Annotated in this window: 10 protein-coding genes and 1 pseudogene; 1 reads left to right on the top strand and 10 read right to left on the bottom strand. The window is 36.5% G+C overall.

Annotated elements, in window-relative coordinates; all coding sequences use genetic code 11:
* Positions 1-15 precede the first annotated feature (15 nt).
* The gene (locus MHI47_RS04030) at positions 16-951 is read left to right on the top strand and encodes a putative bifunctional diguanylate cyclase/phosphodiesterase (protein ID WP_340829703.1); all 936 of its coding nucleotides are present in this window, start codon (positions 16-18) and stop codon (positions 949-951) included.
* 191 nt (positions 952-1,142) lie between these two features.
* On the opposite strand, the pseudogene MHI47_RS04025 reads toward MHI47_RS04030, so the two are convergent.
* The 10 genes and pseudogenes from MHI47_RS04025 to MHI47_RS03980 form a co-directional block, all read right to left on the bottom strand.
* Positions 1,143-2,083 (bottom strand): annotated as a pseudogene (locus MHI47_RS04025) (formylglycine-generating enzyme family protein).
* 401 nt (positions 2,084-2,484) lie between these two features.
* Complete coding sequence (locus MHI47_RS04020; RefSeq protein ID WP_340829701.1) at positions 2,485-6,114, bottom strand: S8 family serine peptidase; 3,630 nt, start codon at positions 6,112-6,114, stop codon at positions 2,485-2,487.
* Between the two features lie 325 nt (positions 6,115-6,439).
* Complete coding sequence (locus MHI47_RS04015) at positions 6,440-7,306, bottom strand: STAS domain-containing protein (RefSeq protein ID WP_340768427.1); 867 nt, start codon at positions 7,304-7,306, stop codon at positions 6,440-6,442.
* A gap of 97 nt (positions 7,307-7,403) precedes the next feature.
* Positions 7,404-8,273, bottom strand: coding sequence for a Gfo/Idh/MocA family oxidoreductase (locus tag MHI47_RS04010; RefSeq protein WP_340768425.1), 870 nt, complete (start codon positions 8,271-8,273; stop codon positions 7,404-7,406).
* Between the two features lie 89 nt (positions 8,274-8,362).
* On the bottom strand, positions 8,363-9,418 hold the full coding sequence (locus tag MHI47_RS04005; RefSeq protein WP_340768424.1) for a dihydrodipicolinate synthase family protein: 1,056 nt from the start codon (positions 9,416-9,418) through the stop codon (positions 8,363-8,365).
* Positions 9,419-10,435: an NAD-dependent epimerase/dehydratase family protein gene (locus MHI47_RS04000; RefSeq protein ID WP_340829699.1), complete on the bottom strand. Its 1,017-nt coding sequence runs from the start codon at positions 10,433-10,435 to the stop codon at positions 9,419-9,421. It abuts the gene before it with no gap.
* Between the two features lie 92 nt (positions 10,436-10,527).
* Complete coding sequence (locus tag MHI47_RS03995) at positions 10,528-12,147, bottom strand: extracellular solute-binding protein (protein ID WP_340768422.1); 1,620 nt, start codon at positions 12,145-12,147, stop codon at positions 10,528-10,530.
* A gap of 66 nt (positions 12,148-12,213) precedes the next feature.
* Positions 12,214-13,089 (bottom strand): carbohydrate ABC transporter permease, encoded by an 876-nt coding sequence (locus MHI47_RS03990; protein WP_093537181.1) that lies wholly within the window; start codon positions 13,087-13,089, stop codon positions 12,214-12,216.
* Between the two features lie 32 nt (positions 13,090-13,121).
* A complete protein-coding gene (locus MHI47_RS03985) occupies positions 13,122-14,045 on the bottom strand; it encodes an ABC transporter permease (RefSeq protein ID WP_407691711.1) in 924 nt (307 codons plus the stop codon).
* A gap of 164 nt (positions 14,046-14,209) precedes the next feature.
* Positions 14,210-14,857, bottom strand: a complete 648-nt coding sequence (locus MHI47_RS03980; RefSeq protein ID WP_093537180.1) for a YesL family protein — start codon at positions 14,855-14,857, stop codon at positions 14,210-14,212.
* Between the last annotated feature and the right edge of the window lie 25 nt (positions 14,858-14,882).

Below are 14,882 nucleotides of genomic sequence, written 5' to 3'. Positions count from 1 at the left end.
TAAGGAGAAAAACCAATGCAGCCTAAAGTGAATCTTGAACCGACTCTTTCGTCTATTAAGCATAGCGCAGTTAATAAAAATAATCATCAAAAAAATAGTGAAACTGATTTAAATAGCTTAAATGGAGTGGATAGCGACCAAGCAATTGTTTCTTCCTCCTCCGTGCTGGAATTGGACCTTATATATGCAATACATAGAAACGAGTTTGAATTGTATTACCAGCCTAAAGTGAATACGAAAGAAAATATTATTATTGGTGCCGAGGCACTTATTAGATGGAATCATCCTAAATTAGGGTTAATATCGCCCAATGATTTTATTCCGTTGGCTGAAAAAATAGGTTTTATTAATGATATTGGCAAATGGGTTAAGAAAACTGCATGTGCTCAAAATAAAGCTTGGCAAGATGCGAAACTTCCTGCTATTCCAGTGTCTATCAACTTATCTGCCTCACGCTTCATGGAGACAGATTTAGTTAACAGTACTAGGGAAACACTAGAGCAAACTAAGCTTGAAGCTCGTTATTTAGAAATAGAGATTACCGAAACTTCTATTATGAGGAACGAGGAAATTGTATTCTCCCAATTAGATGCGTTAAAAAAGTTAGGGATTAAAATTGCCTTAGATGACTTTGGAACTGGCTACTCTTCGTTATCCCATTTGCATCATTTTAATGGAAAAATTGACATATTAAAAATTGATCGTTCTTTTATTAAAGATTTGAGTAACACTAAGCAAGAAGATGCAAATTTTATCGTACATATGATTCTGCAATTATCAAATCACTTAAACATGGATGTAATCGCAGAAGGCGTTGAAACTATGGAGCAATTGAAGGTTCTACAAAACTATAATTGCAACACCGTTCAGGGATATTTGTTTTCCAAACCAGTACCCGCAAATCAGTTTGCCGAGTTATTGAAGAAACAGAGGATAGAACCTATTCGATGAAAACTCTATAAAAGGTTCCCTCCTATGAAGGAAACCTTAGATTTAGTATAGGTATCTAATTTACTTTTCTATTGCTTTACCAAAATCCCTCTGTTTTCTACTTATAGTAAATCTATCCCTCGTACATTGAGCTTGAATTAACGGTACCTCTAATTATATCTTGCCTCTATTAATCTACTTACCATCAGTTATCAAACGTCACTTACACATCTAAAGCCAATATTTCCTGTAGAACTATCTGATGTATTAGAACTACGTGCAGCCACTCTATAACGATTACAATAAGACTCATGACATAGATAAGAGCCACCTCGCATCACTTTTGAAGCATGACTTTGAGATTCCATCGAATCTGTTTGTCTAGCGTCCGAGCACCACTCCCATATATTCCCTGCTACATTATAAAGACCAAATCCATTGGTTTGGGAAAGACTGTGCTGGCGCAGTTCCTAGATAACCATCCTCATTCGTATTTTCATATGGAAAGTTACCTTGCCAAATATTACAGTGATGCTTACCATTTGGAGTTAATTCATCTCCCCAGGCATATTTCTTTTGTTCCAGACCCCCACGCGCTGCAAATTCCCATTCTGCTTCTGTTGGTAAGCGTTTTCCAGCCCAGTCACAGAAAGCTATTGCATCATTCCAGGATACTTGAATAACAGGATGATCCATTCGATTGTCGATTGTCGATTGTAGATCCATGACCTTCTGGTTGGTACCAGTAGGCTTCTTCAACAACTAGCCACCATGGGGTTCCAGGAACCTGTTGTATTACCTTTGCTTTATTTTTTTCTACAAAGTGATAAAAAACAAATGACCAACCAAATTGCTCTGCCTCCGTTTGATATCCTGTTTCCTGAACAAATTGCATAAACTCTTTATTCGTTACTGTATGGCGATCTATGTAAAATGGAGAAACGCTCATTCTTCTTGCAGGTCCTTCTCCATCTTCTGGGGAGCCATCATGATCATTTGTCCCCATTATAAATTCCCCTCCAGACAAATAGACCATTTTCTCTTTAAATTTTATTTCCTTAACTAGCTTTTCTTTATTTTGTACTATATTCTCTCTGGTTTGAATCGATTGTCTATTTCTATTCACTGAGCAACAAGAATTTTCTTTGTTCATTTTTTCAGCTCCTATACATCTTAACTATATAATATAATTCCACAAACTCCAGACAGCAAAATGATTAGAATTGGATGCATATTTGTTTTAGTAACTGCAAATAAAGATAGTCCAAAGATTGCTACTAAACTAAACGTATACCAGGAAAGTTTCCCGATTACATCATTTGAAATCTACATCTCTATAACTTTTCCGGATAGCAAGTTACATGGACACGGTTAAATATTATAAAAATAAATCCATGCAAAAAACAAATAAAAGCTGGTAGTCTATTGCTTAATCATCCCTGATGTTCCCTGTGCATCAAACTATTCTGATAATTATGAATTGCTTGCTACACAGGGAAAAAAAATGCCCTACTCAACATTTCTATCGAGTAGGGCTGCTTCTTTTAGTGTTTTTTACTTATTATTACCCTTTCCCGGGTTTACTACAGTCACATCGAATGTCAGCGTATGCTTACCATATGTTACGGTAACTGTTGTTTCTCCAGGGCCTTTACCTTTTACCACGCCAGCATTAACGGACGCCACGTTATTTTTGTTAACTTTGTATGATGCAAGGTTCGTTACGTCTTTTTCTGTTGTCTTACCATCTACAGTTGTAACTTCTGTAATTTTCACTTTTACTTCCTTACCAGGTCTAGTTTCTACCTGATCTTGGTCGATAGTTAGTGTTACTACAGGTTCAACAACGACAGGTGCTTTTACTGTAATATTTACGGTAACTTCATTTTTACCATATGAAACAGTAATTGTTGACGTACCTTCTGCCACTGCGGTTACTACTCCATTTTTAACTGTAGCGATACTTTCGTCTGCTACGACATAAGTTGCTTCTGTTGTTACATCTTTATCAGTTGCATCACCTTCTACAGGTGTAGATGTTTCTGTTACAGTCAGTTGAGATGTTTCTCCAGCAGTTAAGTCTAGCGTAGTTGGATTAACAGAAAGAGTTATTACTGGTTCTACTATTTCTTTTTCATAAATTAATGCTTCGCCAACATTTCCTGCAGCATCCTTAACGATTACTTTTACTGAATCTGTTTCAGCTGTTACTGGGAATGTAAAGCTACCGTCTTGGTTCAAGTTAAACGCTACTGGTGCAGTTGCTTCACCATTGACAGTAGAAACATAGGAAGCTTTTAATTTCTCATTTAAATTATAGTCTAATCCATACAAATATAGTTCTTCATTATAATCGATATATTTGTCTGTTACTTGACCAGTTGCAACGCCTTCAGTTACTGTTCCAGCAACTTCTGGTTTTGTTGTTTTCACGATAACTGGTCCAACATAATCTTGCACAACTCCAGAAGCTGCAACACCAGTGAAGTCTATAGTGTATAAGCCATCAGGAATAGTAGTAGCAGGATCTGTGCCCCACGGTTTATATTGTCCTGCAATATTCAGGTTATAAGATCCTTTTGCTAGTGCGGAACCTGAATGTAAGTAACCAATATAGCCATCCCCGTATTCCCCACCTTCAGGATTCATAATATCCCAAAGTTCAATATAGTTTGTTGTTACGTCACCAGTTAATGTAAACGAAAGAACTGCGGAGTCTTGAACTCCGTCCCCATTAAAGGATAAATCTGTTGTTGAAATTTTGTAGTCTTTTAATTGTGTTGCCTCTGCTCCACCAAAGTCAGCCGCAAATGGCAAGGAAACTTCTGAATTACCACCGTTAATATGGATATATCCTAGTATTTCAGAACCATTAGGTGCAGTTGCTTTAGAAGCAGTCAATGTAACTTTTAACACTTGCTCTCCAGCAAGATTGAATGTCGGTTTGTCTATCGTCACTTTTGCGTCACCAAATGATTTTGTTACATCTACTGAGACGTTATAGTTTCCACCTTTACCAGCAATATCTTTTACTAAAATCTCTTTTGTGACGGAAATATTACCATCTTTCAATGATTGAGGACCGAAAGTAACTGTTCCTTTCACGTTATCCACAATAGCTCCATTGCTATCTAATACAGCCGTATCTAATGCATACGCAAGAATTTCTGGATGTGCCGCTGCATACGCATTTACACGACCTGCACCTTGAGCAAATACATCATACTTATTTGTATCCAATATTTTAGCCGTATTGGAAAGCGCTACTTTTACATCAAAAGCATTCCAATCAGGATTTGCTTGTTTTACAAGCGCAGCAATACCTGCGATATGCGGTGTTGCCATAGAAGTTCCTGTTTTACGATCATATGCTTCGTCGTAAACAGCCTCAGGGAAATCTTTTTTGTACATTGGAATAGTAGACATAATATTTGTTCCAGGTGCACTTACATCTGGTTTAATATCAAAGTTTGGTGTAGATGGTCCACGTGAACTAGAATCGTTTACATCGTCACCAAGTGTTTTTGTGGATGCAAACTGACCAAAGCTTACTTTACCTGTTCCTTTTGCTAATTCCGCACGGATTGCCATTCCATCCGTATAGGACATATCAAATGTCGGAATGAAGGCAAATGAATCTCCAAGGAATGTACCTGATGCATTTGGCGCACCTGATCCTGTCGCTGAGTTATGAATAATTGTAGCAACTGCTCCTTGCGCTCTTGCATTTTCAATTTTATCGACAAATGCGATAGAACCACGAGCAATCAAAGCTACTTTCCCTTTGACATCAATTCCTTCAAAATCTTTTACTTCCCCTAGCCCAGGTACTTCAACTAGGTCAAACTCACCTTGTAGTTGTGTTGCTAAATTTTGCCCAAATGTTGTGCCCATTAATTGTAGTTGTTTCGTTAAGTTGTAATCTCCAACCGTAAGATTTACTTGTCCGTTATACATTGTTTCAGGATTCGTTGTGTTACCCACTGCAATCCCTAAACGTGCAGTAGCCGGAGTTCCCATTGTTCCACGATTTGGACCAGAGTTACCAGTTGCAATTACTCCAATAGTTCCAGCAATCATCGCGTTATTAATCGCAAATGAACCTGCATCCGTTTCAGAGTTAGCTCCACCACCAAGTGATAGATTAATAACATCCATCTCTTCTATTACAGCTGTTTCAATTGCTTTAACTATTCCTGAAGTTGCTCCGCTACCATACGCTCCAAGTACACGGTAAGCATACAAATCTACTTTAGGTGCAATCCCTTTAATACCGAATTCGTTTGCACCAATTGCTGCTATCGTTCCGGCTACATGTGTACCATGTGATGTATAAAATGAACTTCCTGTTGTATTAAATTCAGGTGTTCCCGCTGGGCGTTCCGAAGGTAATGTCTCGGAAGCATCATCATCTGCACGATTTTTCGCATAAGTAGATGAATTTGGAATGAAGTTCTTCCCGCCTTTATAAATACCAGCAAACTCAGGATGATCTGCATCAATACCTGTATCAAGTACCGCTACTTTAACCCCTTGTCCTTCAATTCCTTCATCCCATAGCTGTTCAATGCCTAGGAAGGAAACACTTGTATTCATTTGAGCTTCTAATGTTTCATCTTTTATAAGACCGGAAGATTTAGTTGTATTTTCTTCTGATGCATAAACAGTAGCATCTGGTTCGATTAACGTAATTCCTTCTACAGTTAATAATTTCGGAATGTCACTTGCTTTAACTGTTGCTGCAAATCCGTTCAATACTGTATCAAACGTATATCCTTGCTTTAATTGAACCTGTTTAACAGTTAGTTCTTTTTTCACTTTTGCTTGTTGAGCTTTTACATTTGCACGGACCTGATTTGCGCGCGCATTTGAGAATTTGTTGCCTTTCACTTGGCTAATTCCTTGTTCTAGTGCTACAGGCTTCTCGGATAAATGAATAATTACTGCAACATCTTGATTGCCTGACACATTTTGTAAACTTTCATGAAGGGTTGGGCCATCTTTAGATAAGCTCAATTGTTCCGCTATAGCAGCCTTCAGTTGAATAGTACTTTCACTTTGACTATTCTGCTTGAATGGTTTAACTTCTTCAGCACTAGCATTTGAGAATGGAACCAATAGAGATAAAACCATAATCACAGCTAGCATACTACTAAAGAACTTCGTAAACTTAAACTTCTTCAAATCTCATTTCCCCTTTAACTTGAGTTTTCACACTTCCAATTAAGTGTGACAATACCAATTTATCACAATTAAACTAGTGCGAATACCGAAATTTCTAATTATTCAAAAGATTGTAAAATAGTATTAGTTTACTAAATATAATGCATATCTTTTGAACCTAATTCAAAATTATATATTAGTATTTTATACTAATATAATTGGTTTAAATTAATAGATTTATTAATACTTAAATCCCGTTATTTTTTTCATTCAGATTTATTTGCTACACAGGGACATAAAAAAACACTTACAGACCTCTCCTGTAAGTGTTTTATTTTTTAAACTTCTATTTTTTACTAGTTCCACTAATAGTATAAACTCCAGTCCTTAACAAGGCTTGCTTTAATGAACTAAAAGTAGAAATATTCCCGAAATTGACTCCAAGTTGAATCGAAGTCTGCGCCACTTCAGGTCGAATACCAGATAAGACAGTCTTAATGCCAAGCAATTGAAGTACATCTATTAAACGGAATAATTCATTTGCTACCATTGTATCCATAAACGTGACAGATGAAATATCTATGAAAAGTTTGTCTATATTCATTTCCACACATGTATTAGGGACACTTTCCAATAATAACCTGCTCCTAAATGTATCGATATCCCCTACTATAGGTAAAACTCCGACACTCTCTAAAATTGGTATGACTGGTACACTAAGTTCATTTATCAACGCTTGTTGGGCATTCAATCTATTGTTAGATAGATAGTAATACCTTTCCGAAAAACTATGAATAAGTTGATCGAATGCGGTATTAAACAAGCGACTCCACTTCAACACAACGGTATTGAGCAAATCATCATGATGTGCAAATGCAAAGTTCTCTACAAATAGCCATATTGTTTCACGCGTTTTATTTAGCGCCTTTATGACGTCATGGATCGGTATATTATGTTCAATTCTACTTTGGGCTACTGTTTCAGCCCATATTAAAAGTTGCTCCTGAAAGCCGTTTTCTTCCTCCAAAAAAGCATAAGCTACGGTACTAATAGTTAATGCATGCTGCTCTTTTAAAACTTTGTCTATTTCGGGATTCAAATTATTAGAATAAAAAGGGCTGTCAAAATCACATTTTGCGGTAAACCATTTGGTTGTAATATTACTTGAATTTACAAGAATGTATTCATAAAGTTCGCGATCAATCGATGCCATTATATCTACCTACTTTCTACATTACCACCATCTACCATTTAGTATAAACGTTTAAAGTGTAATGGACTATACCTAAAGTAAGTATATTTAAAAACATTCAGAATTGTTTACTACACAGGGACGAAACCTCCTCGAGTAACCCAACAATCTCCTTCGTCTCCTCAATGGGTACCGGAGATATGCCAGTTTCAAAAAATTGTACGACTTGCTCGATTAACCCTGCGTAATACGGTTTCTCCTCTTCCCATAAACGTAAGGAATGAACATTTTCTTTGGTATGCATAGTTGCTCCAAATCGATTATGCCACTCGTTTTCTCCTCGAATGATGGCGTGTTTTCCGTTAGAAAATGTCATGTGAATTTGTTCGCAATCCTTATATGTCTCTACTTTCATTTTTTCAACTTCGGTACCAAATATAGTGACAACCATTTCAACTAAGTGAATCCCATACCAAAAGTATCCTGGCATTTGCTCTTGACGAGGGGTCGGTCCAAAAAAATAGCCACTCTGGATATCTGCACTTTTTGCTTGTACAACTGATTCTGAAAATCTCAAAGAGGAGGAACTCATAACAGGGGTATTATAAATTTTACTAAGATTGATTAATTCTTTCATTTCCCAACTGTTCATGACAATCGGTTTATCGATGAATACTGGTTTACTATAACTAACCACTTTTTTAAACCATTCTAAATGATTTCTACCATCTACCGTTCCGATAATTACTGCATCAACGACCGTCATAAACTCTTCTACATCTTCAACTGGAATAACTCCATATTTATTGGTGACGATTTCGTAGTATTGAGGGAAACGTTCCCGACTGATGCGTAAGTCTTCGGAGTAAGTTGGAATAACATGTGTTATTTGAGCACCTTTTACATGATGAGCGTCCTCCGAATCGTTTAACAATCGCGTGAAAATCTCACTATGAGATGTATCCAAACCTATTAAACCTATTTTCATAGACTATCCTCCGCATTTATTAGTAAAGTTAAAACCTTCCTTCTTTAAAACGAAAAGACACATGAATGTTAATGTGTCTTTCCTATTAACTACTCTGTGTCTTTTCTAAGAAAATTCTGTACAAAAACATCATCATTTAACTGTGGATACGTTTCATAAACACGGTCGATTTCTTTTGCTTGACCTGGACTTAAAACTTCATGGTCAGTTAAACACCAATTTCCTTGCAGTAGACCTTGTCTGCTCAGCACATCATTGATCCCAGCAATACTCCCTTTGAAACTATTTTTAGAATCAAAGAATGCTGAATTCGCATCTGTGACATTTTGTGCAATAGAAAACCAGTGCTTATCTATTTGACTATGAAGCCTAGCATCTTTTACTTTCTCAAAAAGCTTCACGGCTTCATGAGTCCAGACCGACCAATGACCTAGGAGACCACCAACTATGCTTTTGCTCTCCTTCCTACCATCTACTTCAAATTCGTACATTGTCAATAAATCCAAAATAATATTATCGTCATTTCCAGTGTAAAGTGCAATTTCATCTCTTCTAGGTGAAGCACACACAGCTCTAATTACATCCATTGTTAAATACCTATCAAAAGGCGCCATTTTAATAGCTACTACGTTTTGAATACTTGCAAATTCCTCCCAGAACTTATAACTGAAGATTCTTCCCCCAACAGCTGGTTGCAAGTAAAAACCAAACACTGGCAACTCATTTGCAACAACTTTCGTTCGATCAATAAGTTCCTTTTCAGAATAATCTTGTAACCCACCGTTACTTAAAAGTACCATATCGTAGCCTAACTCTTTAGCTATTTTCGTTTCTTTTAAAGCCTGCTCCGTATTACCACAAGCACCTGCTATTTTCAGGAATGGACGCTGTAACTGTGCTTTTTCAATTTCCTCCATCGCCAACCGTAAAACAATTTCGTACAAATTAAACTGTGGATCTCTAATTTCAAATTGAGTTGTATGAACACCTACTGCAATTCCACCTACACCAGCCTCCATATAATATCTAGTCAATCTTCTTTGGGCATATTCATCTAATTGTTTCTCCCTTGTCAAGGCTAAAGGATGAGCTGGGATAAAGGCTCCATCTTGTAAATGCTTTTGTAATTCTGGTGTTAAAGACATTTAGAATTGCCCCTTCCGTTCCTGAAAGTGCGTCGGTTTATTAATCGTTTCTCCATCGTTGGCTACCCACGTTGCTGTCCACTCAATCATCTCTCTTATGGAGACACGCGGATATCCAAATTCCTTATGTGCTTTACTGGCATTATTTAATAATGCATTTTCTTGTTCTACTCCTTCAAAAACCGGAGTTTTTCCTAGCAACGTTCCAAATTCATTTGCAAGCCATCGAACTGATAACGTTTCTGGTCCCGTTACATTTAGAATAGTAGGAGGAGAGCTAGCTCTTAACAATGATCTAATTGCATATTCATTTGCATCACCTTGCCAAATAACATTTACATGACCCATCGATAAGTCCAAAGGAATTCCGTTATATACAGAACGAGCTATTTCTAGTAATACGCCATATCTCATATCAATTGCATAATTTAATCTAAAAACAGTTAGTGGCGTATTATCTTTATGAGAGAAGTAAGTAAACACTCTTTCTCTCCCAAGAGAGGATTGACCATACTCTCCAACTGGAGCAACCTCATGCAGTTCATCACAGCCACCTTGTGTAAGTGGTACCAGTGGATAAACATTTCCAGTAGAGAAAGCCACAATATTTGCTCCTTTAAAGTGCTCTGCTACTCTACCAGGCAAATATGTATTCATTGCCCAAGTAAAGTGTTCATTTCCAGTTGTCCCGAATTTATTGCCTGCCATATAAATGATATTTTTCTCTTTCGGAAGAAGTTTCAATTGCTCATCGTTTAATAAATCTGTGGAAATTATTTCAATTCCGGCTTTTTCTAAATCTTCTTTTAAGGTGCCATTGGAAAATCGAGATACACCAATCACTTTTTTGTCTACTCCAGCTTTATCAATCGCTCTTTTAGCCATAATAGCTAATGTCGGTCCCATTTTGCCTCCAATACCTAATATCAAAATATTTCCGTCTATTTTACGCATATCCTCTACCAATGCATCCGATGGCTCGGTCATTAAGTTTTCTAGTTCTTCGACTGTTTTCAACTGAAACCCTCCAACTTCATTTTTTATCTGCTTCAGATGGAAAAATATTTTAAAAATAGCCTATTCGCATGAGCGAACAGGCTATATTCTTATTACTTCCATTCTCTTTCTGTATAACCTTTTGACTTAATTCCTTCGTTTGTCTCTTTAATGATTGCTTCGCCGCCTTTTGCTAAATATTCTTTAACAAGTGCGTCCCAGTCTGATAATGGTCTTTGGCCAGCAATCATTTTCGATTGTTCATTGATTAAGAATTGAAATAGATCCGTACCCTTTTCTTGGTTTGTTGGGGATTGCACTCCATGAGAAGGATCCACATATAAATCGGTCGTTTCAAACATTTCTTGTAATGATGCGGTCATCTCTTTCAATTCTGGTAATGTATAGCTATCTGCATAGGTAATCTTCGCATCCTCAGGCACCTGTTCTCTGTTATCTAGGAAATAAGTTGACGGAGAAAGTCCTTCAGAAGAGAATGTTGGAACTTGAACAGGCAATCCATTTTCCATATTATAACCTGTTCCTTCTTTACCTAAATAGAAATCAAAGTCCGCGTTTTGCGGATTTTTTTCCTCAGCTGGGAAATATGTTTTCCCAAAGTCTACTAACTCTAATGCACGGTATATTTTACCCTCGTCTTTAGCAAGATTAGCATTTAAAGCAAGAATACCTGAGTTACCTGAGCCCATTGTAAATCCTTTCGATTTGTCAGGTGCTTCAAATGGTGGAATTGCTACAAGCTTTGCATCCGGATTAATAGCTAATAATCCATCAAAGTATTCCTGTGACATTCCTGAAACACCAGCAACGAAAATTCCTGCTTTACCAGAGTAAAACTCATTATTAGTACTAGCCCAATCAAGTACTGCAAAGTCTTTTGTCATCGCGCCTTCTTTATACAAATTAGCAAAAAATTGAACTAAATCTTTTCTTCCATCCGAAATGATACCAGGGATAAAATCACCATCATCATTTTGGTGGTACCAAGAATTGAAGTCCCAGTAAGTTCCCATATTAAAACTTGGGTTAATATTTTCTCCAATAGCTACCCCATACGTATCGTCCTTACCATTCCCATCTGGATCTTCTTTTGTAAATGCGATGGCAATTTTCTCTAACTCTTCGTAATTTGTTGGAACTTCCATTCCTAATTTATCTAACCAGTCTTGACGAATAATTGGCGTTACAGGATATGGATTAGAATAGCGTGGAATGCCGTAAATCTTTCCATCTACTTTAAAAGAATTATAAATATAGTCTGGAATGTTTCCTAACGTTGCATAATGTGATAAATAGTCATCTAAAGGTAGAAATGCTCCATCTTCTGCCCACTGATAAAAACGGGTATCGCCAGCTTGAAATCCAATTAAATCTGGCATAGCGCCTGATGCTACAATGGCAGATGATTTTTCCACATAGTCCCCTTGAGGGATAATCTCTGGTTTATAATCTACGTTAAATCGCTCATTTATCATATCTAAACCAGGACTTTTTAAGGGAGGTGGATCACCAAAACGGAATGTCATCCCCGTAATTGTATATTTTTCTGAATGATCAAATGGATCAATTTGTGTAACTGGTGCTTTTTCTCCTGCTGTTTCATTTCCTTCGTCCACAGTTGCTTTTTCATCTGTTTTTTCATCCGTACATGCAACTAACATAAAACTTAGGAAAAGAAGTAGAAAGCTAATTATTTTGTGCTTTTTCTTCACATTAACCCCTCCAATTATCTTATTGTAAGGCTTCGTAAAACAGTAGTACAGACAAATTTCTAGTTACTAACCCTTTACAGATCCAAGCATCACTCCTTTTGCAAAATGTTTTTGTAAGAACGGATAAACAATAAGTATTGGTAAGGTTGCCAATAAAATTGCCGCCATTTGAACCGTTTCTGGAGGAGGTAAAGCCTCTAACATTGCTGCATGACCGCCCAGTGCAGCATTTGGTTCATTTACAATAACAATTTGGCGTAAAATAACTTGTATTGGCCACTTCGACGGATCATTCAAGTAGAGCACTCCCGAGAAGTAGCTATTCCAATGACCCACTGCATAAAACAGACCAAATGCTGCCAAAGCAGGCTTAGATAACGGTAAAATCACTTTAGTAAAAATTTGAATATCATTGGCCCCGTCTATAATGGCAGCCTCTGTTAGTTCCTCTGGAATTCCTTTAAAGAATTGAGTCATGATGATTAAGTTAAAAGGACTGATCGCCACTGGTATGATTAATGCCCATAACGAATTTAATAATCCAGTTTCTTTCACAATAATATAAGTTGGAATCATTCCCGCAGAAAATAAGATTGTAAACAATACTAAGAACAAGATTAATCGTTGTCCAATAATATTTCTTGTTAAAGAATAGGCCATCGTTGATGTGAAAACTAGATTAACAAATGTTCCAACCACAGTAATATAAACGGTTACCCCTAAAGAACGGATAAATTGATCCGACCCTAAGATATACGAATAGGCGTCTGTCACCCATTCCTTTGGCCATAAAAGGAAATCACTATTGAGTACATCACTTACGCTTGAAAATGAAACAGAAAAAATGTAAAGGAAGGGAAAGAGCATCGTTACAGCTATTAATAACAAAACGATGTTATTAATGATTTCCATTACCCTTTCCCCACCAGAAGATTTGAACATAATCTACCCCCCTACCAAAATCTATAAGTCCTTCAATACAAGCCGTCTTCGCCAAACTTCTTCGCAAGTCTATTGGCAAGTACAACAAGTATTAAACCTATAATTCCTTTAAACAGCCCTACAGCTGTGGCAAAACTAAAGTTAGCCTGCTGGATCCCTTTAAAATACACATACGTATCTAATACATTTCCTGTTTCCATATTGAAAGGGTTCAACATTAGAAAGATTTGCTCGAACCCACTATCCATGACATTTCCTAAACGAAGTATTAATAGGATGACAATTGTACTCTTAAGAGCTGGCAAAGTGATATGCCACATTTGCCTTAGTCTACTTGCTCCGTCTATCACAGCAGCCTCATATAGATGTGGACTTATACCAGATAATGCAGCTAAGAAAAGAATAGTACCCCATCCTGATTCCTTCCAAATAACCTGTAAAATGACTATAGGTTTGAACAAAGTGGGGTCTGTTAAAAACGGAATTGGATTGAGATCCAGAAAATTTACTAAAACTCCGTTGATCAACCCTTCACTTCTAAGAAATATAACGGTTATCCCAACTACGACTACCCATGATAAGAAATGTGGTAAATATACAATAGACTGGAGAAATCTTTTATAAACTTGATTTCTAATTTCATTCAGCATTAAGGCAAGTACTATAGAGATAGGAAAAGCAAAAAAGATTTGTAGCATAGAAATTTGTAACGTATTCCATATAACTTGAATAACTTCTGCATCTTCAAAGATTAGTTTGAAATACTTTAACCCTACCCACGGACTCTCTGCGAATCCTCGAAACGGGCTATAATCCTTAAATGCTAAAAGTATTCCTGCCATTGGTATATAACGATAAATAAGAAAGTATAGAACTCCGGGGAAGATTAGTAGTAACAAATAGCGATCCCGCCATAATTTACTTTTCAAGGAATTCTTTTTTCTTTTAATCGGGATATTATTTGATACTGCTAAAGGTGAATCTAGCGGGTCAATTTTTTTGACTTTTAGTTTCAATAACTAATCTCCCCTTTCAAATTCCTGCTTTCTTTTAACTCCATTCAGTACATGTAATATACATGTATTCTATAATAATTTGATTTGTACATATTAAACACTTACTATTTTATTTCTTGTTCTTCTATATACTTCTTATTATTTTTCTCTAATGTTTCGAACATTCTATTAGAAATAATCACTAACACTAGACTTATAAGACTGCCTCCGAAAAATGGTATTAACCCTGGAACCTTAGTCATTAAATAATAGGGGAAATAAAATCCTAAGACCATTAATACAGAAAATAATGGATTAGAAAGGACAATGAGTAAACAATTTTTAAAGTATTGCTTTATAGTTAATTGAAATTGAGCGTAAACAGGGAATGCATACAGTAAAGAAACTATATAAATGGCACCAAGTATAAAAAAGAACAAAGAAATAACTAATGCCCAAATAGTAGGAATGCCACGGAAGAACTGTAAATCTACATATATTATTACTCCGAGAACTGCCCAGGAATAGCCATATTTATTGGACTGAAGAAATTCCTTTTTATATTCGTTTTTAAAATGAGCGAATACCTTTATATCTTCCTCTTCTTGGGTCCACTTCCTAATTACAGAGAACATTGCCGCGGTTGAGGGAAAAAAACCTGCAATTCCTATACCAATGATTATCCCTACTAACCAAAGAATATTGAGATATGCAAGCTTTAATGCCCAATCCATATAATGATATAGTGAACCTCTCCAACCAGTTAGTTCCATGTAAATCACCTCTTTAAAAACATAT

It is taken from the genome of Psychrobacillus sp. FSL H8-0487, from assembly GCF_038008385.1.
Taxonomy (GTDB): domain Bacteria; phylum Bacillota; class Bacilli; order Bacillales_A; family Planococcaceae; genus Psychrobacillus; species Psychrobacillus psychrotolerans.
Note: the sequence above shows the minus strand (reverse complement) of the source record. Positions and strands in the feature narration are given on the sequence as shown.

Excerpts from the sequence above, each read along its gene's own strand:
- MHI47_RS03980 (WP_093537180.1), bottom strand. The coding sequence starts at position 14,857 with ATGGAACTAACTGGTTGGAGAGGTTCACTATATCATTATATGGATTGG.
- MHI47_RS04005 (WP_340768424.1), bottom strand. The coding sequence starts at position 9,418 with ATGTCTTTAACACCAGAATTACAAAAGCATTTACAAGATGGAGCCTTT.
- MHI47_RS04030 (WP_340829703.1), top strand. The coding sequence starts at position 16 with ATGCAGCCTAAAGTGAATCTTGAACCGACTCTTTCGTCTATTAAGCAT.
- MHI47_RS04015 (WP_340768427.1), bottom strand. The coding sequence starts at position 7,306 with ATGGCATCGATTGATCGCGAACTTTATGAATACATTCTTGTAAATTCA.
- MHI47_RS03990 (WP_093537181.1), bottom strand. The coding sequence starts at position 13,089 with ATGTTCAAATCTTCTGGTGGGGAAAGGGTAATGGAAATCATTAATAAC.
- MHI47_RS04010 (WP_340768425.1), bottom strand. The coding sequence starts at position 8,273 with ATGAAAATAGGTTTAATAGGTTTGGATACATCTCATAGTGAGATTTTC.